The organism is Variovorax sp. UMC13 (assembly GCF_014170375.1).
Taxonomy (GTDB): Bacteria; Pseudomonadota; Gammaproteobacteria; order Burkholderiales; family Burkholderiaceae_C; genus Variovorax.
In genome coordinates, this window is sequence record NZ_LZZW01000036.1 from 184,350 (window position 1) to 204,230 (window position 19,881).

Here is a 19,881-nt window from a genome sequence, read left to right on the forward strand (position 1 = left end):
GGTGCGGCGCGGGCCGCGGAGCGTCCGACCGATAAAATCCGGGCGATGAGCACCCGCCCCCCCCAGGCCTTCGCGGCCGACCCCGAGACGCTGTTGGCGCGGGCACGTACCACCTTCGAGATCGAAGCTGCCGCCGTGCTGGGCCTGAAGTCGCGCATCGGCCCCAGCTTCGTCGAGGCCGTGCACAAGATCCTGGCCGTGCGCGGCCGGGTCGTGGTGATGGGCATGGGCAAGAGCGGCCACGTGGGCCGCAAGATCGCCGCCACTCTGGCCTCGACCGGCACGCCGGCGATGTTCGTGCACCCGGCCGAGGCCAGCCACGGCGACCTGGGCATGATCAAGGCGGTGGACCTGGTGCTCGCGATCTCCAACAGCGGCGAGAGCGACGAGCTCGCCGCCATCCTGCCGGTCGTCAAGCGCCAGGGCGTGCCGCTGATCGCGATCACCGGCGGCGCCGGGTCGATGCTGGCGCGCCATGCCGACCTGGTGCTCGACAGCAGCGTCGAGAAGGAAGCCTGCCCGCTCAACCTCGCACCCACCGCCAGCACCACCGCCCAGATGGCCATGGGCGACGCGCTCGCCGTGGCGCTGCTCGATGCGCGCGGTTTCGGCGCCGAGGACTTCGCGCGCTCGCACCCCGGTGGTGCACTGGGCCGCAAGCTGCTCACCCTGGTCAGCGACCTGATGCGTTCGGGCGAGCAGGTGCCGCGCATCGCGCCGAGCGCCGGCTTCAGCGAGCTGATGCGCGAGATGAGTTCCAAGGGCCTGGGCGCCGCCGCGGTGGTCGATGCCGACGGCCGCGTGCAGGGCATCTTCACCGACGGCGACCTGCGCCGGCTGATCGAGACCGGCGCCGACCTGCGCTCGCTCAGCGCGGCCGACGTGATGCACCGCGCGCCGCGCACCATCCGCGCCGAGGCGCTGGGCGTCGAGGCCGCCGAACTCATGGAGCAGCACCGCATCACCAGCGTGCTGGTGGTGGACGCGCAGAACGTGCTGGTCGGTGCGCTGAGCATCAACGACCTGATGCGCGCCAAGGTCATCTGATGACGACGGCCCGCTTCACGCCCGAGACCCTGCTGGCCGCACAGGACGTGCGCATCGCCTTCTTCGACATCGACGGCGTGCTGACCGACGGCGGCGTCTTCTTCAGCGAGGACGGCGAGACGCTCAAGCGCTTCAGCATCCTCGACGGCTACGGCCTCAAGCTGCTGCGCAAGGCCGGCATCGAGCCCGCGGTGATTACCGGGCGCGACTCCAAGCCGCTGCGCGTGCGGCTCGAGGCGCTGGGCATCGTGCATGTGCGCTACGGCACCGAGGACAAGCTGCCCGCGGCCGAAGCCATGCTGGCGCAGCTCGGCTTCTCCTGGGCGCAGGCCGCCGCCATCGGCGACGACTGGCCCGACCTGCCGGTGCTCGGCCGCGCCGGCTTCGCGGCCGCGCCGCCCAACGCGCACGTCGAGGTGCGCGCCCGGGTCCACCATGTGACCACGGCGCGCGGCGGCGAAGGCGCGGCACGCGAATTCTGCGACCTGCTGCTGACCGCCGGCGGCCACTACCGCCGCCTGCTCGACGCGGTCCTGGGGCCGGCCGCATGAAGGCCCCGCGGCGGCTGCTGCGCGACGCGATCGACCGCGTCACGATCTACCTTCCCGTCATCCTCACCGCCCTGCTCGCGCTCGGCACCTACTGGCTGGTGCGCAACGCGCCCAAGCTGCTGGAGCCCACCGTCAAGGAGGCGCCCACGCACGATCCGGACTACTTCATGCGCGGCTTCGTGGTGAAGAACTTCCTGCCCAGCGGCGACCTGCGCAGCGAGCTGTTCGGCAAGGAAGGCCGGCACTATCCGGACAACGACACGATGGAGGTCGACCAGGTGCGCATGCGCGCGATCTCGCCCGAAGGGCTGGTCACCCAGGCCACCGCCAACCGCGGCCTGTCCAACGGCGACGGCTCGGAGATCCAGCTGTTCGGCAACGCGATCGTGGTGCGCGAGGCCGCCACCGGCAGCAGCGGGCGTGCCGTGCCCCGCCTCGAGTTCCGCGGCGAGTTCCTGCACGCCTACCTCGACACCGAGCGGGTCACGTCGAACAAGCCGGTCACGCTGATCCGCGGCACCGACCGCTTCACGGCCGACACGCTGGACTACGACAACCTGAGCGGTGTCGCCAACCTGCAGGGGCGGGTGCGCGGCCAGCTCATGCCCTCGCCCGCCGCGATGCGGCCGGCGCGCTGAGACGCTGCATGGCCGGCGCGCCGCTCGTCTTCATCACCGGCGCTTCGAGCGGCATCGGCCAGGCGCTGGCCGCCCGTTACTACCAGGCCGGCTACCGGCTGGCGCTGGTGGCGCGCCGCACCGCCGAGATCGAGGCCTGGGTCGCGGCACGCGGCATCGCCGCCGATCGCTGCGAGATCTACGGGGCCGACGTGGCCCAGGTCGACGCGATCGCCGCCGCCGGTGCGCGCTGCATCGAACGCCAGGGCCTGCCGGACGTGGTGATCGCCAACGCGGGCATCAGCGTGGGCATCGACACCGCCGACCGCGCCGACCTCGACGTGCTGGCCCAGACCTTCGCCGTCAACAACATCGGCCTGGCCGCCACCTTCCACCCTTTCGTCGCGGCGATGGCGGCGCGCGGCAGCGGCCGGCTGGTCGGCATCGGCAGCGTGGCGGCGATCCGCGGCCTGCCCGGCCACGGCGCCTACTGCGCCAGCAAGGCCGGCGTGGTCGCGTACTGCGAAAGCCTGCGCGGCGAGATGCGCGCGAGCGGGGTCAAGGTGGTGACGGTCTGCCCGGGCTACATCGACACGCCGCTGACCCAGGGCAACCGCTACGGCATGCCCTTCCTCATGCAGGCCGACGATTTCGCCGACCGGGCCTTCCGCACCATCGAGGCGGGACACAGCTACCGCGTCATTCCCTGGCAGATGGGCGTGGTCGCCAAGCTGATGCGGTTGGTGCCGAACGCGTTGTTCGACCGCGCCGTGCAGGGCCGGGGCCGAAAACGGCGGCGCGGCGAGTAGAGCCCCTTCCGCCAGATTCGACGGGACATGAAAAAAGCTCCCGAAGGAGCTTTTTTGGGGGGGTGAACGCGTGGGTTCAGTAGCCGCCGTTGCCGCCACCACCGTAGCCGCCACCGCCGCCGCCGTAACCGCCGCCACCACCGCTGCGGCCACCGCCGCCGCGCGGGCCTGCGCCGTAGGGGCTGCGGAAGCCGCCGTCGCCACCGCCGCCGCCGCCACCGCTGCGGCCACCACCGCTACGGGGCGGGCGGGCTTCCATCGGACGGGCTTCGTTGACCACGACGCTGCGGCCGCCCAGGGGCTGGCCGTTCATGCCGTTGATGGCGGCTTGCGCTTCCGCGTCGCTGCCCATCTCGACGAAGCCGAAGCCCTTCGAGCGGCCGGTGTCGCGTTCCATCATGACCTTGGCGCTGGTGACCGCGCCGAACTGGCCGAAGGCCTGCTCGAGATCGCCATCGCGGACGGAATATGGCAGGTTGCCGACGTACAGTTTGTTGCCCATTGAGGGACTCCTATAAACACATCAATGAAAGCGATGGAGTCCCGAAAGCACCAGCCCGGAGAGCATTCCGAGCCGCGCGAAACTGTCCGATCACCCAGTTGCCCCCCGGGGAAATTTAAAGGGAGGCTCGTGCATTATGGGTGAAATATCGAAGTTGAAAACAGGATTTGCGCTTGAACGCAAGCCCCACGCAAATTTAGAGAAAGCAAGTGCTTGCTCACAAATGGGCTGCGGCAGGTGTTTAGAATTCGCCGGTCATTGGGGAGTAGCCGCCTTCCATCGCGAGAAGGGTTTGCGTCAACAGACTTGTCCTGCCCCACACAGGACATGGCGTAAACGGTCGATCACTTGGCGAGACCTTTGACCATGCAGCTTCGGAATTTGGCCGAAGGCGCTGCATGGTCAATTGCGTCCTTCGGCCCAAGGAACCCACGTTCATCATGGAAGCTTTTCTCGTCGCCACCGGCATCGTTGCCCTGGCGGAAATGGGCGACAAGACCCAACTCCTGGCCCTCGTCCTCGCGGCGCGGTTCCGCAAGCCCTGGCCCATCGTGCTGGGCATCTTCACCGCCACCATCGTCAACCATGCGCTGGCCGGCGCGGTCGGCGCCTTCGTCACGCAATGGCTCGGGCCCACCACGCTGCGCTGGCTGCTGGGCGCTTCCTTCATCGCGATGGCAGCCTGGATGCTGATCCCTGACAAGCTCGACGAGGAGGACACCGGCGTGCGTTCGCACTTCGGCGTGTTCGGCACCACGGTCGTGGCCTTCTTCCTGGCCGAGATGGGCGACAAGACCCAGATCGCCACCGTGATGCTCGCGGCGCGCTTCGTCCACGACTACGTCGGCGTGGTGGCCGGCACCACGCTGGGCATGATGCTGGCCAACGCGCCCGTGGTCTTCCTGGGCGAACGCATCATGCGGCGCGTGCCCATCAAGCTGGTCCACGGCCTCTCGGCCGCGATCTTCCTGGTGCTGGGCATCGTCATGATCGTGGGCTGGTAGCACCACCTACCCTCCGCCCCACACGCTTCTCTTTTCCAGAAACACCGCGGAACCGGCTTTGCCGGGCCGCTGGTGTTGCCCCCGGATGGGGGAAGGCGAAGCGACACGCAGTGCGCGAGCCCTCGGGGGCGATATACTGACCTTGCGCCGATTTGCTACAGCTTGCGGGCGCTTAACAAATTCAGCTAAAGACCGTGGCCGAACCCGGCTCGTTTTTTGGCGAGGCCGGGTTTTTCTTTGTCCATGTCTTCCACCCTCGAAGCCGTTTCCCAGTCGATGTCCTTCCCGGGGCCGCTGCCCCTGCGCAGCGGTGCGTCGCTCGCCGACTACATGCTGGCCTACGAGACCTACGGCACGCTCAACGCCGAGCGCAGCAATGCGGTGCTGGTGTGCCATGCGCTCAACGCCTCGCACCACCTGGCGGGCGTCTACGCCGGCCAGCCCAAGTCCGAGGGCTGGTGGGACAACATGATCGGCCCCGGCAAGCCGCTCGACACCGACCGCTTCTTCGTCATCGGCGTCAACAACCTGGGCTCCTGTTTCGGTTCGACCGGCCCGATGCACACCGACCCCGCCACCGGCCGCGTCTACGGCGCCGACTTCCCGGTGGTCACGGTCGAGGACTGGGTCGATGCCCAGGCCGGGCTGCTCGACGCGCTGGGCATCCAGACACTGGCCGCCGTGATGGGCGGCAGCCTGGGCGGCATGCAGGCGCTGTCGTGGACGCTGCAGTACCCCGACCGGGTGCGCAACGCGGTGGTGGTGGCGAGCGCGCCCAACCTCACGGCCGAGAACATCGCCTTCAACGAGGTGGCGCGGCGCGCGATCGTGACCGACCCCGACTTTCACGGCGGCCATTTCTACGAGCACGGCGTGATCCCCAAGCGCGGCCTGCGCATCGCCCGCATGATCGGCCACATCACCTACCTCAGCGACGACGTGATGAACGCCAAGTTCGGCCGCGAGCTGCGCAGCGCGGTCGAGGGCGAACTGGCCGGTACCGCTTACCGCTACTCCACGCAGGAGGTCGAGTTCCAGATCGAGAGCTACCTGCGCTACCAGGGCGACAAGTTCAGCGAGTACTTCGACGCCAACACCTACCTGCTGATCACGCGCGCGCTCGACTACTTCGACCCGGCGCGCGAACACGGCGGCGACCTGACCCGGGCCTTCGCGCGGGCCAGCGCCAAGTTCCTGCTGGTCAGCTTCACCACCGACTGGCGCTTCTCGCCCCAGCGCAGCCGCGAGCTGGTCAAGGCGCTGCTCGACAACCGCCGCAGCGTGAGCTACGCCGAGATCGACGCGCCGCACGGGCACGATGCCTTCCTGCTCGACGACGTGCGCTACATGGGCGTCGTGCGTTCTTATTTCGAGCGTGTAGCCGCCGAACTCGCCGGAGCCGCAGCATGAGCGACCTCGACACCCAACGCCTGATCGCCCGCCTGGTGCCCGAAGGCGCGCGCGTGCTCGACCTCGGCTGCGGCGACGGCGCACTGCTCGACCTGCTGCAGCGCGAGCGCGGCTGCACCGGCTACGGCGTGGAGATCGCCGACGGCAACGTGCTGCAGTGCATCCGCCGCGGCGTCGACGTGATCCAGCTCAACCTCGACGAAGGCCTGGCGATGTTCGACGACGCCACCTTCGACGTGGTGCTGCAGATCGACACGCTGCAGCACCTGCGCAATGCCGAGGTGATGCTGCGCGAGACCGCGCGCGTGGGCCGCATCGGCATCGTGGCCTTCCCCAACTTCGCGCACTGGCCCAACCGCCTGAGCATCGCGCGCGGCCGCATGCCGGTGACGCGCCGGCTGCCCTACCAGTGGTACGACACGCCCAACATCCGGGTCGGCACCTTCAAGGACTTCGAGGTGCTGGCGCAGAAGAACCGGCTGCGCGTGCTCGATGCCTTCGGCCTGCAGCAGGACCGCGAGGTGCGCTGGCTGCCCAACGCGCGCGCCAGCACCGCCGTCTTCAAGTTCGAACGCGCCTGAGGCCGTGGCGCAGACGCTGGCCGGCGCGGTGCACAGCGAGCTCTCGATCAAGAAGAGCCGCTTCATCGGCTGCGTGCAGCCGGTGGCCGACCGCGAGGCCGCGCTGCAGGTCGTGGCCGCGCTGCGCGCGCAGCATCCCGGCGCGGCCCATGTCTGCTGGGCGCTGATGGCCGGCGGCCAGTCGGCTGCCAACGACGACGGCGAACCCGGCGGCACCGCCGGCCGCCCCATGCTGGAGGTGCTGCGCCACCAGGAACTCGAAGGCGTGCTCGCCACCGTGGTGCGCTACTTCGGCGGCGTGAAGCTGGGCGCGGGCGGCCTGGTGCGGGCCTACACCGACGCCGTCGCGCAGGCCCTGCTGGGTGCGGCCAAGCTGCCGTTGCAACGCCTGCGCGCCTGCTGCTGTGCCGTGCCCTATGCGCTGGAAGGCGCGCTGCGGCGCGAACTGGCCGCGGCCGGCGCCACGCTGGGGGCGGTCAAGCACGGCACGCTGGTCGCGCTGCAGTTCAGCGTGGTCGAGTCCGATGCGCCCGCGCTGGTGCGGCGCATCGACGATCTCACCCAAGGCCGCGCCGACTGGCGCGAGGTCTGAGGCGCCTCAACCCAAGGCGCTGCCGCAGCGGCGGCAGAAACGTGCATCGGCCGCATGGCCCTCGGCGCCGCAGCCGGCGCAGGGCGGCATGCCGCCGAGCAGGCCGCGGCCCATGAAGCCTTCGGGCGTCGCGTCGCGCCCGTGCCGCACCATCTCCGCCGACACGATGCCGGTGGGCACCGCCAGCACGCCCCAGCCCAGCAGCATCATCAGCGAGGCGATCGCGCGGCCGATGTCGGTCTTGGGTACCAGGTCGCCGAAGCCCACCGTGGTCATGGTCGAGATGGCCCAGTAGATCGCCACCGGGATGCTGGTGAAGCCGTGCTGCGGCCCTTCGACCACGTACATCAGCGTGCCCAGCACCAGCACCACCATGAAGACGAAGCCGACGAAGACCATGATCTTGCGCCGGCTGGCCGCCAGCGCCGTGACCAGCGCGCGGTACTCGGCCGCATAGCGCGACATCTTGAAGATGCGGAACACGCGCAGCAGCCGCAGGATGCGCACGTCGATCAGCACCGACAGCCCCGGCACAAGGATCGCGAGGTAGGTGGGCAGCAGCGCCAGCAGGTCGATCACGCCGTAGAAGCTGCGCGCGTAGCGCAGCGGCCGTCCCAGGCAGGCGAGCCGCGCGATGTACTCGAGCGTGAAGACGATGGTGAAGATCCATTCGAAGACGCCGAACAGCTCGCCCCAGCGCGCACGGATCGGCTGCACGCTGTCGAGCATCACCACCAGCACGCTGAACAGGATGACTGCGATCAGCAGCAGGTCGAAGGCGCGGCCGGCACGCGTCTCCGACTCGAAGATCACCGAGTAGAGGCGCAGGCGCCAGCCATGCGTGGGTTTGCCGAAGCGCAGCTCGTCGCCGGGAGGGAGGTGCGTTGTGCTGCCGCTGGGCAAGGGCTTTGGGGGCATGGCTTGGTGTTCGGTGGAATCGCAGGCATTGTGGCGGCTGTGCCTGGGGCCGGATGCAGGCGCGCCACCCAATTCAAAAGTTCACAAGTGAATGGCTGGGAATGGATTGGTTACCAATCTTTCTCAAAGAAGTGCCACCAGCGTCCACATGCTTCTTACGATAGGCCGTTTCCCAGAGGAGTAAGTCTTGGCTTCACAGTCCCCCTTCTTCGGCAAGCGTGACCGCGACACCGACAACTTCAATTCCCGTCCCGCACCGCTCGTCGGCGCCGGCACCAATCTCGCAGGTACCCCCGTCAATCCCTCCTCCCTCACCACCGGCGCCGCCAGCGCCGCTGCCGCACCCGCGGCCAAGGAAGGCGGCAGCAAGCTGACCGTCGGCCCGAACATCAAGCTCAAGGGCGTGGAGATCACCGACTGCGACACGCTCGTGGTCGAAGGCATGGTCGAGGCCACCATGGACTCGCGCGTGATCCAGATCTCCGAGCAGGGCGAGTTCAAGGGCTCGGCCGAGATCGACATCGCCGAGATCCGCGGCGTGTTCGACGGCAACCTCACGGTGCGCGAGAAGCTCGTGATCCATTCGACCGGCAAGGTCACGGGCAAGATCCGCTACGGCAAGATCGTGATCGAAGAAGGCGGCCAGCTGTCGGGCGAGATCAGCTTCGGCACCAGCGAAAGCAGGAAGCCCGGCCTGCAGGCGGCTTGATGCGATGCGGGCTCAGCCCCGCAGTTTCGCCAGCAAGGCACCCGCCGCGGCGGGTGCTTTTTCTTTGGCGCCGTTGATGAAGAAGACGAACACCTCACGCGTCTTGGCCGCCACGTCGTCGACGCCTTCCACGCGCGGCAGTTCGGCGGGCGTGCCGCCCTCGGACCACTGCTTCGCATGGCCGGTCCAGGCCGTCAGTGCCTTGGGCGCATAGCCGTTCTTGAGCTTGGCGTCGCTGTTCATGAGCCGGGCATAGGCGAAGTCGGCCGTGAGGTTGGCGAAGGACGGAAACTTCGGCGAGTCGGTGAACACCGTCGCCACGCCGTGCCGGCGCGCCAGCGCCAGGTACTCAGGCGTCATGAAGCTCTCGTGCCGCACGTCCATCACGTGGCGCAGCGCGCGGCTGCCCTCCTTCTTCGGCAGCAGCGCCAGGAAGGCCGCGAAGTCCTCGGCATCGAAGGCCTTGGTCGGCATGAACTGCCAGACGATGGGGCCCAGCTTGCCCTTCAGCTCGCCGATGCCGCTCTCGACGAAGCGCGTGATCGATTCGCCCGCGCCGGCCAGCAGCTTGCGGTTGGTGGCGAAGCGCGAGGCCTTGAGCGAGAACACGAAATCCTCGGGCGTCTCGTCGTGCCACTTGCGGAAGCTCTCGGGCTTCATCGTGCTGTAGTAGGTGCCGTTGACCTCGATCGCCGTGACCTGCCGGCTGGCGTAGTGCAGCTCCTGCTTCTGCGGCAGGTCGGCCGGGTAGAAGTTGTCGCGCCAGGGTTCGAAGGTCCACCCACCGATGCCCACGCGGATGCCGGGCGTCACCTTGCTGCTGCTCATCGCGTTCCTTCCGACTTGTCGGGTTTGGGACTGCGCACTCTACGCGGCGGGGCCGCAGGTGCAAAATGCTTTTTTCCCCCGACGATCCCTTTGCGCGGAGACCCCCGATGAACGCCCCCCTGCACCGTGAAATGCCCGCCGGCCTGCTCGACGCCGACCGTGCCCTGTCCGAAGTCTCCGCCAAGTGGGATTCCGACATCCTGCGCCAGCTCACCGACTACATCGCGATCCCGTCCAAGTCGCCAGGCTTCGACAAGGACTGGTCGGCCAACGGTTACCTCGACACCGTGCTGCGCAATGCCGCGACCTGGGTCGAGGCGCAGAAGATCGAGGGCCTGAAGCTCGAGATCGTGCGCCTCGAAGGCCGCACGCCGGTGCTGTTCTTCGAAGTGCCGGCCAGCGGGACCGACATGAAGGGAACCGTGCTGATGTACGGCCACCTCGACAAGCAGCCCGAGTTCACCGGCTGGCGCAACGACCTCGGCCCCTGGACGCCCAAGTACGAGAACGGCCTGCTCTACGGCCGCGGCGGCGCCGACGACGGCTACGCGGTCTATGCCAGCGTGGCGGCGCTGCAGGCGCTCAAGAGCCAGGGCGCCGCGCACCCGCGCATCGTCGGCCTGATCGAGACCTGCGAGGAAAGCGGCTCCTACGACCTGCTGCCCTACGTCAACGCCCTCCGGCACCGGCTCGGCGAGGTCGAACTGGTGATCTGCCTGGACTCCGGCGCCGGCAACTACGACCAGCTCTGGCTCACGACCTCGCTGCGCGGCCTCGCGGGCGGCACGCTCAAGGTCGAGGTGCTGACCGAAGGCATCCACTCGGGCGACGCCTCGGGCCTCGTGCCCTCGAGCTTCCGCATCATGCGGCAGGTGCTCGACCGGCTCGAGGACAGCGCCACCGGCCGCCTGCTGCCGGCCAGCTTCCATTGCGAAGTGCCGCCCGACCGCCTGGCGCAGGCCCAGGCCACGGCCGCCATCCTTGGCGACGAACTGTTCAAGCGCTTCCCCTGGGCCCATGCCGACTGCGGCGGCTCGAGCACCTTCACGCTGCCCACCACCAGCGACCCGGTCGAGGCGCTGCTCAACCGCACCTGGCGGCCCGCGCTGTCGGTGGTCGGCGCCGAAGGCTTCCCCGCGCCCAAGGACGCGGGCAACGTGCTGCGGCCCTACACCGCCTTCAAGCTCTCGCTGCGGCTGCCACCGCTGGTGGACGCTGAAAAGGCGGTGCAGGAGCTCAAGGCCCTGCTCGAAGACAACGCGCCCTACCAGGCCAAGGTTACTTTCGACGGCGGTGGCGGCGCCACCGGCTGGAACGCGCCCGAGATCACGCCCTGGTTCGAGCAGGCGCTGCACACCGCCTCGCGCGCGCACTTCGGCGCGCCCTGCGGCTACATCGGCCAGGGCGGCACGATCCCGCTGATGAACATGCTGAGCGCCGGCTTCCCGACGGCGCAGATGATGGTCTGCGGCGTGCTTGGCCCCAAGAGCAACGCGCACGGCCCCAACGAGTTCCTGCATGTGCCCTACGCGAAGAAGCTCACGGCCGCGGTGGCCGAGGTGATCGCGGCGCTGCCGGTGGCCCACAAGGCAGCCCAGGCCGAGCCCGCGACCGCCTGACCCCGAAGGCGGCGCAGGCCGAGCCTGCGCCGCCAGAGGCCAAAAAAAAGCGCCCCGAAGGGCGCCGTACCGAAACCGCTGACGCTTCTCAGCGTTTCTGCAGCAGGCCACTCAGCGAAGACAGCAGGTCTTCGTTGGTGTTCAGTCCCTCGTCGGGAATCTTGCCGTGCGGCGTGAGCTGGTCGATCAGCGAAGGCAGCATCGTGGCCAGCATCGGCAGCAGCATGGCGGCATTGATGCCCAGCTTGCCGGCGATGGCCGAGACCACGTCGCCGCCCAGCACCTGGTTCAGCTGCCCGCCCGAGACCGGCGCGTTGTCGCCCTTGCCGATCCAGGAGCCGATGACGTCGCCCAGCCCGGCCTGCTCGAACTTCGAGACCAGGCCTCCCAGCCCGCCCTGCTGTCCGTTGTTCGCCAGCAGCCCGCCGAGTGCGTCGGCCAGGCCGCCCGCATCGCCGAGTCCGCCGGACTTCTGCGCTGCGCCGCCAAGCACCTGACCGAGTACCGAGTCGAGCAATCCCATGGTTTTTCCTTGAAGTTTCTGTTGTATGACAGTACCGCAGCGATTGTGCTCGGCCGCTGCGCAGAATGAAACAGATCGTAGTCAGGCGATCGGCGTTCCCGTGCGAAATTCCTTTACGGCGGCGGGCGTTTGGCCAGCAGCGGGGCGCTCACGCCCTGCACGCCGACCAGGCCCAGCACCGTGAGCAGCGAGTTCTGCGCCCCGCGCCAGGCCTCGTGCAGGTCGATCCATTCGTCCAGCGCGTGGAAGCCGCCGGTCAGCCCGCCCCCGCCCACCACGATTGCCGGGATGCCCAGCGACATCGGCACGTTGGCGTCGGTGCTGCCGCCGCGGAACACGGTGCGGCGGCCGAAGGCGGTGTTGGCGCGCACCGCGGCCTCGACGATCGGCGCGTCCGACGGCGTGCGGCCGCCGGGCCGGTCGCCGATCAGGCGGCTCGAGACGCGCAGCGTGTCCACGCCCCAGCGGTGGTTCTCCTCGCGCACCGCGGCATCGATGGCCGCGAAGATCTTCTTCTCGGTGGCCAGCAGCGGGCCGTTCGCGTCGGAGCGGATGTCGATCGCCATGCGGGCCTGCGGCGCGATGGTGTTGACCGAGGTGCCGCCGCTGACCGTGCCCACGGTGAAGGTGGTGCGCGGAAAGCGCGGCGTCTTGAGGTCGGCGATCTTAGCGATCGCGCGGCCCATGCCGTGGATCGCGCTCGGCACCCGGCCGAAGGCGCCGAAGCTGTGGCCGCCCGGGCCCTCGAAAGTCACTTCGTAGCGCCGGCTCGCGGTGCCGAAGATCAGCACGCTGTCGTCGGGCGCGGGCTCGAGCGCCACCAGGCCGTCGATCTCCGGGTGCTCGGCGAAGAGGTGCTTCATGCCGCGCAGGTTGCCCAGTTCCTCCTCGCCGACATTGGCCGCGAACAGCAGGTCGCCCTCGGTCTGGATCTTCTGCTCGTTGAGCACGCGCAGCCACGACAGCAGCACCGCGAGGCCGCGCGTGTTGTCCGAGATGCCGGGCGCGTAGAGCCGGCCGTCGCGTTCCTTGATCGTGACGTCGGTGCCGGCCGGGAACACCGTGTCGAGGTGGGCCGAGACCAGCAGCGTGGGCCCGTTGCCGCGGCCCTTGCGCAGACCCAGCACGTTGCCTTCGGCGTCGATGCGCGCATCGGCGAGGCCCAGCGCCTTCAGCCGGGCCAGGAAGGCCTCGGCGCGCGCCTGCTCCTTGAACGGCGGCGCCTCGATCTCGGTGAGGCGCCTCAGGTCGATGGTGGCGCGTGGATGGTCGTCGCGCACCGCGTCGAGCAGCCGCTGCACCGTCGGCGAGGCCATCAGCTGGACGTAGGCGCGGTCGACCTCGGGCCGCACCGGCGCTGGCACGGCGCTGCGGGAATGCAGGTACTGCGCCTGTGCGGCGGTGGCGACGCAGAGGCCCGCGAGCCAGATCGACGCGGCCCCGGCGGCCCGGCACTTGCTGCGAAACGACCCGCTTCGCAGCGCGCCGCTCATGCGCCGCCCAGGAGCGTCAAGGCGGCCAGCGCGGCGGTTTCGGCGCGCAGCACGCGCGGGCCGAGCCGGGCGGGAAGGAAGCCGCTGTCCAGCGCGCGCGCTTCCTCGGTGCTGCTCAGGCCGCCCTCGGGCCCGCTCAGGATGCGCCAGGCCGACGCCGCGTGTTCGTGCGCGAGTTCGGCCAGCGGCCGGGTGCCGGGCACCAGGCTGAGCACGGCGCGCCGCGCGCCGTCGTCGGCGGCCGCGACCCAGTCGGCGAAGCTGCGCACCGGATGGATCACCGGCACGCGGTTGCGACCGCACTGCTCGCAGGCCGCGATCGCGATCGCTTCCCAGTGCGCGCGCTTCTTCTCGGCCCGCTCGGCGCTCAGGCGCAGCACGCCGTGCGCGGTGACCAGCGGCTGGATGCTCGCGACGCCGAGTTCGGTTGCCTTCTCGACCAGCCAGTCCATGCGGTCGTTGGCTGGCATGCCCGGCGCGAGATGCACTGCGGTGGCGGCTTCGCGCTCGACCGGATCGTGCGCGCCGACGTTCACCGTGACTTCGCTGCGGCCCATGCGCTCGACCGTGGCCGCGTACTCGCCGCCCCGGCCGTCGAACAGCGTGAGCGCATCGCCGGGCTGCAGCCGCAGCACCTGCACATGGCGCGCCGCGCCCGGCGGCAGCGAGAGCGTGGTGCCGGCGCCCAGCGCCACGGCGCAATGGAAGCGCGCCACCTCAGACCCGGCCGTAGGCGAAACCGACCGCCGCCTGCGTGCCTTCGATCTCGTCGATGGCGCGCAGCAGCGGCGTGAGCTGCGTGTAGCGGCTGGCGGTGGCGCGGATGTAAGCGATGAAACGAGGCGTGTCGGCCAGGTAGCGGGGCTTGCCGTCGCGCAGCGTGAGCCGCGCGAAGATGCCGGCCACCTTGAGATGGCGCTGCAGGCCCATCCACTCGACCGCCTGGTAGAAGGCGCCGAAGTCCTCGTCGACCGGCAGACCGGCCTTGCGCGCCTGCTGCCAGTAGCGCACCGTGATGTCGAGCACGAAGTCCTCGTCCCAGCTCAGGAAGGCGTCGCGCATCAGGCTGGCGATGTCGTAGGTGATGGGGCCGTAGACCGCGTCCTGGAAGTCGAGCACGCCCAGCGGTTGATCGACTGCGCCGGTCAGCATGAGGTTGCGTGGCATGAAGTCGCGGTGCACGTAGACGCTGGGCGATGCGAGGTTGTTCTCGACGATGGCCTTGAAGCTGCGCTCGAGCCGCTCCTGCAGCTTGCCCTCGATCGTCACGCCGCGGTGCCGCCGCACGTACCACTCGGGGAACAGCGCCAGTTCACGCTCGAGCAGGGCCCGGTCGTAGGGCGGCAGCACGCCGGGCTTGGAGGCCAGCTGCCAGGCGATCAGGGCGTCGATGGCCTGGGCATAGAGCGGTCGGCTGGCGTCGGGCTTGGCCGGGTCGAGCACGTCCAGCATGGTCTGGCGGCCCAGGTCGTCCAGCAGCATGAAGCCAGTGGCCGGGTCCCAATCGAGCACCTCGGGCGCCTTCACGCCGGCCGCGTGCAGCAGGCCGGCGACGTGGACGAAGGGCGCGCTGTCCTCCTTGGCGGGCGGCGCGTCCATCACGATGCGCGAGGGGGCGGCGTCGAGTCTGTCGATGCGGAAGTAGCGCCGGAAACTGGCGTCGGCCGAGGCCAGCCGGACCGTGTCCGGCTTCAGCCCGTGGGCGGGCGCGATGCGCGCGAGCCAGGCGACGAAGGCCGCGGCGCGGTCCGGGTCGTCCCAATGGAGGGGGGAGGCGGCGTCAACGGACGGAAGCGGGGATGCGGTCATGGATAATCGATTCTACAAATCCGCGCCTGGCGGACCCCACGGCAGCTGCCCCCCTCGGGGTCCCGCTCTTCTCTGGCCGACGCTCTTTCGACGATTGCTGACTTCCCTGCCCATGTCCGAAATGAAACGCCACCGTGCCCGGCACGCCGTGCCCTTGCCGTCCGCCGCACGGGTCCCGGGCCTCGCCCGGTCGCCGGTGGGAGGCTGCGAATGAGTCCGGCGCGCCGCCCGCCGCTGCCCCTGGCCTTGCTGACCCTGGCGCTGTGGCAGGCGCAAGGCGCCTGGGCGCAGGACAACTGGCTCGAGGCACCGCTGGTGCTGCAGCGCACGCCGCAGCTGGTCGAGACCATTCCCAACACCGAGCGCGGGCTGCGCCCGAACCTGATCGAGGGCGACCAGATTTCCGGGCGGCCCGACCTGGAGACGGTGATCGAAGGCCATGCCTCGATCCGCCGCGGCGACACGGTGATCCGCGCCGATCGGCTCGAGTACTACCAACCCGACGACCTCGCCAAGGCACGCGGCAACGTGCACGTGAACCAGGCCGGCAACACCTACGACGGCCCCGAGCTCCAGCTCAAGCTCGAGACCTTCGAGGGCTTCTTCAACAACGTGCGCTATCAGTTCCTCGCGACCGGCGGCCACGGCGATGCGCAGCGCATCGACTTCGTCGACTCCAGCGTCTCGGTGGCCCGGCAGGCCACCTACACCACCTGCCGGCGCGAGGACTATCCCGGCTGGATGCCGGCCTGGATCCTGTCGGCCGCCACGCTGACCACCGACACCGAGGAGAACCTCGGCACCGCCACCGATGCGCGCATGACCTTCATGGGCATCACCACGCCGGCGCTGCCGTCGATGACCTTCCCGCTCAACAACCAGCGCCAGAGCGGCCTGCTGCCGCCGGTGTTCGGCGTGGGCAGCGTCAACGGCGCCGAGGTGCTGCTGCCCTACTACTGGAACATCGCACCCAACCGCGACGCCACGCTCTACCCCACGCTGATGGGCAAGCGCGGCATCAACATCGGCAGCGAGTTCCGCTACCTCGAGAACAGCTACAGCGGCACGGCGCGCGTCGACTACATGCCCGCCGATTCGCTGCGCGACCGCGACCGCTGGGGCATCTGGACCACGCACCGCCAGACCTTCGATCCCAAGCCCTTCGGCCTGGATGCGCTCTCGGCGACGCTGCGCCTGAACCGGGTCAGCGACAACGACTACTGGCGCGATTTCTCGCGCACCCCGACGCTGACCTCGCGGCTGCTGGACAGCGAAGCCGCGGTCAACTGGAGCAAGGGCGACTGGAGCGGCCAGGTGCGTGCGCTGTCCTACCAGACGCTGCAGTACTCGCTGTCGCCGATCACGCCGCCCTACGACCGCATGCCGCAGATCACGGCCAACAACACGCAGTACGACTGGGGCGGCTTCGACGTCACGACCGCGCTCGACTACACGCGTTTCCGCGCCGATTCGCAGTACGCCCCGCTGCTCAACGGGCTGCTGCAACCCAACGGCGAGCGCGTGTTCGGCTCGGTGCAGATCAGCCGGCCGTGGATCACGCCCTCGAGCTTCGTGATCCCCAAGCTGCAGCTGCATGCGACCTCCTACCAGTTCGACACGCCGCTGGCCAACGGCGCCAGCTCGGCCAGCCGCACGGTGCCCACCTTCAGCCTCGACAGCGGCCTGGTGTTCGAGCGTGATGCGAGCTTCTTCGGCCGGGCCTTCCGCCAGACGCTGGAGCCGCGCCTGTTCTACGTGAACACGCCCTTCCGCGACCAGAGCCAGCTGCCGGTCTACGACACCGCGGCCAACGACTTCAACTTCGCGACCATCTACACCGAAAACGCGTTCTCCGGCAGCGACCGCATCTCCGACAGCAACCTGCTGACGGCCGGCGTGAGCACGCGGCTGATCGACCCCGACACCGGGGCCGAGGCCGCGCGCTTCGGCATCGCGCAGCGCTTCCGTTTCGCCGATCAGCGCGTCACGCTGCCGGGCGTCCCGCCGGCGACCGACCGGCTGAGCGACGTGCTGCTGGGCGCGCAGATCAACTGGACGCCCAAGTGGAGCATGGACACCACGATCCAGTACAACCCCGACGAGGGGCGCTCGGTGCGCAGCACGCTGAGCGCGCGCTACAGCCCGGGCGCGTACCGCACCATCAATGCGGCCCTGCGCTACCAGGCCGACAGCACACCGCTGGTGCAGGACGGCAGCAAGTCGATCGACGTGGGCTGGCAATGGCCGCTCAACGACCTCTGGGGCGACAAGGGCAAGGACCTGGGCAAGGGCCGTGGCGAGGGGGGCGGGCGCTGGTATGCGGTCGGCCGCCTGAACTACAGCCTCAAGGACCGGCAGCTCACCGACGGCGTCGTCGGCGTGGAATATGACGGCTGCTGCTGGATCGGGCGCGTGGTGCTGGAACGTCTGACCACGGGACAGGTCACAACCAACACGCGGATCATGTTCCAGATCGAGTTCGTGGGCTTCGCCAGCGTGGGCGTGGGCTCCAATCCGATGACCGCACTGGCCAAGAACATCCAGCGTTACCAGCCCCTGCGCGTGCCCGGCGAGACGCCGAGCCGCTTCACCAATTACGACTGAACCCTGTCACCATGAAATCTTCTCGCTCCACCCTCACCCTGGCTTGCCTGGCGCTGCTGGCCGCCGCGTCGGGCGTGCATGCGCAGGGACTGGGCATGCGTCCCGGCGGCGGCACGGGCATCACCGACATCATGCGTGGCGGCGCCCGCGTCACGGCGCCGGCCCAGGTGCCGCGCAGCGCCGCGGCCCAGCCGGCGCCCACCGGCCAGCGCGCGGCCGAGTACATCGTGGCGCTGGTCAACTCCGAGCCCGTGACCAACACCGAAGTCCAGAAGCGCGTGACCCGGATCCTGCGCGAGAACCCCGAGGCCCAGCGCGTGCCGCGCGCCGAACTCAACCAGCTGGTGCTGGAGCGCATCGTGGTCGAGCGCGCGCAGCTGCAACTGGCCAAGGAAAGCGGCATCAAGGTCGACGACCAGGCGGTGGACCAGGCCGAGCAGCTGGTGGCACGCCAGAACCAGGTCAGCCAGGACGAGCTGTACCGGCGGCTCGATGCCGAAGGCATCACGCGCGCGGAGTTCCGCAGCGACCTGCGCGACCAGCTGCTGCTGACCCGCCTGCGCGAGCGCGAGGTCAACGCCCGCGTCAAGATCAGCGACTCCGAAGTCGACCAGTTCATCCAGGACCAGCGCAGCGGCAACACCGCGGCCGCGCCGGAAATCAACCTGGCGCACGTGCTCGTCACCGTGCCCGAGGATGCGAGCGAAGCCCAGGTCGCGGCGCTGCAGAAAAAGGCCCAGGGCGTGGCCGACCGGGCGCGCGCCGGCGAGGACTTCGCCAAGCTGGCACGCGAGAACTCCGACTCGCCCGACCGCGCCAACGGCGGCTCGCTGGGCCTGCGCGGCGCCGACCGCTACCCGCCGCTGTTCGTCGAGGCCACGCAGACCACGCCGGTCAACGGCATCGTCGGTCCGGTGCGTTCGGGTGCGGGCTTCCACGTGATCAAGGTGCTGGCCAAGGGCCAGGCCGGCGCGGCCGAAGGTGTGGTCACGCAGACCCAGACCCGCCACATCCTGCTGCGCAACGACCCGCAGCGCAGCACCGCGCAGGCGATCGAGCAACTGGCCGAATTCAAGCGCCGGGTGCTGGCCGGCACCGCCGATTTCGCCTCGCTGGCCCGCGACAACTCGCAGGACGGCAGCGCCAAGGACGGCGGCGACCTGGGCTGGGCGCGGCCCGGCCAGTTCGTGCCCGAGTTCGAGGAAGCGCTGGACCGGCTCGCGCCGGGCCAGATCAGCGACCCGGTGGTCACGCGTTTCGGCGTCCACCTGATCCAGGCCGTCGCCCGGCGCGAAGCCAAGCTCAGCCAGACCGAGCAGCGCGAAGCCGCCCGTGCCGTGCTGCGCGAGAAGAGGATGGACGAGGCCTTCGCGACCTGGGTGCAGGAAGTGCGCGGCCGCGCCTACGTCGAATTCCGCGAGCCGCCGGTCTGATGGCGCAGCACATCGCGCGCAAGCGCTTCGGCCAGCACTTCCTGTCCGACGGCGGCATCATCGACGCGATCGTGGACGGCATCGCGCCCCAGCCCGGCGACGCGATGGTCGAGATCGGCCCGGGCCTGGCGGCGCTCACCCAGCCGCTGGTCGAGCGCCTCGGCCACCTGACCGTGATCGAGCTCGACCGCGACCTGGCGGCGCGCCTGCGCGGGCACGGCCAGCTCGAGGTGATCGAATCCGACGTGCTCAAGGTCGACTTCGCCGCGCTGGCCGCGCGCCTGGCGGGCCCCGAACACAAGCCGCTGCGCGTGGTGGGCAACCTGCCCTACAACATCTCGACGCCGATCCTGTTCCACCTGCTGGGCTTCGCCCACCTGATCGCCGACCAGCATTTCATGCTGCAGAAGGAAGTGATCGACCGCATGGTGGCGCGGCCCGCCACCTCCGACTACAGCCGCCTGAGCGTGATGCTGCAGTGGCGCTACGCGATGGAGAACTTCCTGTTCGTGCCGCCCCAGAGTTTCGAGCCGCCGCCGCGCGTCGACAGCGCCGTGGTGCGCATGGTGCCGCTGGCGCAGCCGCCGGCCGTCGATGCGGCGCGCCTGGGCGAGATCGTGCAGGTGGCCTTCAGCCAGCGCCGCAAGATCCTGCGCCACACGCTGGGGCGCTGGCTCGACGAGCATGGCTTCGGCGGCAGCTTCGATGCCCAGCGCCGGGCCGAAGAGGTGCCGGTGGCCGAATACGTCGCGCTGGCCCAGGCCGTGCCGCCCTGAGCGGCGCGCCCGCCCAAACAAAAAGCCCGTCGACGACGGGCTTTTTTTAGGGTCGC

19 protein-coding genes, 1 pseudogene and 1 riboswitch are annotated in these 19,881 nt (G+C 69.5%); of the genes and pseudogenes, 13 read left to right on the top strand and 7 right to left on the bottom strand.

Going from position 1 to position 19,881, the window contains the following annotated elements; genetic code table 11:
- Positions 1-45 precede the first annotated feature (45 nt).
- The 4 genes from A9977_RS30435 to A9977_RS30450 are packed head-to-tail and all read left to right on the top strand — an operon-like array spanning position 46 to position 3,024.
- Entirely contained in the window at positions 46-1,047 is a 1,002-nt protein-coding gene (locus A9977_RS30435) for an SIS domain-containing protein (protein ID WP_183028539.1), read from the top strand.
- Positions 1,047-1,598 carry an HAD family hydrolase gene (locus tag A9977_RS30440; protein ID WP_183028540.1) on the top strand — a complete coding sequence of 184 codons (552 nt, stop codon included), beginning with the start codon at positions 1,047-1,049 and terminating at the stop codon, positions 1,596-1,598. Before A9977_RS30435 ends, A9977_RS30440 begins: the two co-directional genes overlap by 1 nt.
- Complete coding sequence (lptC, locus tag A9977_RS30445; RefSeq protein ID WP_183028541.1) at positions 1,595-2,236, top strand: LPS export ABC transporter periplasmic protein LptC; 642 nt, start codon at positions 1,595-1,597, stop codon at positions 2,234-2,236. Before A9977_RS30440 ends, lptC begins: the two co-directional genes overlap by 4 nt.
- A gap of 8 nt (positions 2,237-2,244) precedes the next feature.
- Positions 2,245-3,024, top strand: coding sequence for an SDR family oxidoreductase (locus A9977_RS30450; RefSeq protein WP_183028542.1), 780 nt, complete (start codon positions 2,245-2,247; stop codon positions 3,022-3,024).
- Positions 3,025-3,106: 82 nt separating this feature from the next.
- On the opposite strand, the pseudogene A9977_RS30455 reads toward A9977_RS30450, so the two are convergent.
- Positions 3,107-3,526, bottom strand: a pseudogene (locus A9977_RS30455) (RNA recognition motif domain-containing protein); the annotation flags it as partial.
- Positions 3,527-3,774: 248 nt separating this feature from the next.
- A riboswitch (yybP-ykoY riboswitch) is annotated at positions 3,775-3,955 on the top strand.
- 11 nt (positions 3,956-3,966) lie between these two features.
- On the opposite strand from A9977_RS30455, the gene A9977_RS30460 reads away from it, so the two are divergent.
- The 4 genes from A9977_RS30460 (at position 3,967) to A9977_RS30475 (ending at position 7,113) form a co-directional block, all read left to right on the top strand.
- A complete protein-coding gene (locus tag A9977_RS30460) occupies positions 3,967-4,530 on the top strand; it encodes a TMEM165/GDT1 family protein (RefSeq protein ID WP_183028544.1) in 564 nt (187 codons plus the stop codon).
- 243 nt (positions 4,531-4,773) lie between these two features.
- On the top strand, positions 4,774-5,940 hold the full coding sequence (locus A9977_RS30465; protein ID WP_183028545.1) for a homoserine O-acetyltransferase: 1,167 nt from the start codon (positions 4,774-4,776) through the stop codon (positions 5,938-5,940).
- Positions 5,937-6,521, top strand: coding sequence for a methionine biosynthesis protein MetW (gene metW / locus A9977_RS30470; protein WP_183028546.1), 585 nt, complete (start codon positions 5,937-5,939; stop codon positions 6,519-6,521). The genes A9977_RS30465 and metW overlap by 4 nt, the downstream gene beginning before the upstream one ends.
- A gap of 4 nt (positions 6,522-6,525) precedes the next feature.
- Positions 6,526-7,113: a YigZ family protein gene (locus tag A9977_RS30475; RefSeq protein WP_310936225.1), complete on the top strand. Its 588-nt coding sequence runs from the start codon at positions 6,526-6,528 to the stop codon at positions 7,111-7,113.
- A gap of 6 nt (positions 7,114-7,119) precedes the next feature.
- Here the strand turns inward: A9977_RS30475 and A9977_RS30480 are convergent, their stop codons facing one another.
- Positions 7,120-8,031, bottom strand: a complete 912-nt coding sequence (locus A9977_RS30480; RefSeq protein ID WP_183028548.1) for an ion transporter — start codon at positions 8,029-8,031, stop codon at positions 7,120-7,122.
- 187 nt (positions 8,032-8,218) lie between these two features.
- Here A9977_RS30480 and A9977_RS30485 point away from each other — a divergent pair, with 187 nt between their 5' ends.
- Positions 8,219-8,740: a polymer-forming cytoskeletal protein gene (locus A9977_RS30485; RefSeq protein WP_183028549.1), complete on the top strand. Its 522-nt coding sequence runs from the start codon at positions 8,219-8,221 to the stop codon at positions 8,738-8,740.
- Between the two features lie 12 nt (positions 8,741-8,752).
- Here the strand turns inward: A9977_RS30485 and A9977_RS30490 are convergent, their stop codons facing one another.
- Complete coding sequence (locus A9977_RS30490; RefSeq protein WP_183028550.1) at positions 8,753-9,568, bottom strand: DUF72 domain-containing protein; 816 nt, start codon at positions 9,566-9,568, stop codon at positions 8,753-8,755.
- 107 nt (positions 9,569-9,675) lie between these two features.
- On the opposite strand from A9977_RS30490, the gene A9977_RS30495 reads away from it, so the two are divergent.
- Entirely contained in the window at positions 9,676-11,187 is a 1,512-nt protein-coding gene (locus tag A9977_RS30495) for a M20 family metallopeptidase (protein ID WP_183028551.1), read from the top strand.
- 88 nt (positions 11,188-11,275) lie between these two features.
- Here the strand turns inward: A9977_RS30495 and A9977_RS30500 are convergent, their stop codons facing one another.
- The 4 genes from A9977_RS30500 to A9977_RS30515 all read right to left on the bottom strand — a co-directional run bounded on the left by A9977_RS30500 (position 11,276) and on the right by A9977_RS30515 (position 15,012).
- Positions 11,276-11,710, bottom strand: coding sequence for a YidB family protein (locus tag A9977_RS30500; protein ID WP_183028552.1), 435 nt, complete (start codon positions 11,708-11,710; stop codon positions 11,276-11,278).
- Between the two features lie 113 nt (positions 11,711-11,823).
- The gene (locus A9977_RS30505) at positions 11,824-13,203 is read right to left on the bottom strand and encodes a M20/M25/M40 family metallo-hydrolase (RefSeq protein WP_183028553.1); all 1,380 of its coding nucleotides are present in this window, start codon (positions 13,201-13,203) and stop codon (positions 11,824-11,826) included.
- Positions 13,200-13,919, bottom strand: a complete 720-nt coding sequence (locus A9977_RS30510) for a 16S rRNA (uracil(1498)-N(3))-methyltransferase (RefSeq protein WP_183028554.1) — start codon at positions 13,917-13,919, stop codon at positions 13,200-13,202. Before A9977_RS30510 ends, A9977_RS30505 begins: the two co-directional genes overlap by 4 nt.
- A gap of 1 nt (position 13,920) precedes the next feature.
- Complete coding sequence (locus A9977_RS30515) at positions 13,921-15,012, bottom strand: aminoglycoside phosphotransferase family protein (protein ID WP_183028555.1); 1,092 nt, start codon at positions 15,010-15,012, stop codon at positions 13,921-13,923.
- Positions 15,013-15,222: 210 nt separating this feature from the next.
- Here A9977_RS30515 and A9977_RS30520 point away from each other — a divergent pair, with 210 nt between their 5' ends.
- Genes A9977_RS30520 through rsmA form a run of 3 tightly spaced genes read left to right on the top strand, consistent with a single transcriptional unit; the run spans position 15,223 to position 19,825 of the window.
- Positions 15,223-17,616 carry an LPS-assembly protein LptD gene (locus A9977_RS30520; protein WP_183028556.1) on the top strand — a complete coding sequence of 798 codons (2,394 nt, stop codon included), beginning with the start codon at positions 15,223-15,225 and terminating at the stop codon, positions 17,614-17,616.
- 11 nt (positions 17,617-17,627) lie between these two features.
- On the top strand, positions 17,628-19,049 hold the full coding sequence (locus A9977_RS30525) for a peptidylprolyl isomerase (RefSeq protein ID WP_183028557.1): 1,422 nt from the start codon (positions 17,628-17,630) through the stop codon (positions 19,047-19,049).
- Positions 19,049-19,825, top strand: a complete 777-nt coding sequence (rsmA, locus tag A9977_RS30530; RefSeq protein WP_183028558.1) for a 16S rRNA (adenine(1518)-N(6)/adenine(1519)-N(6))-dimethyltransferase RsmA — start codon at positions 19,049-19,051, stop codon at positions 19,823-19,825. Before A9977_RS30525 ends, rsmA begins: the two co-directional genes overlap by 1 nt.
- Positions 19,826-19,881: the final 56 nt, after the last annotated feature.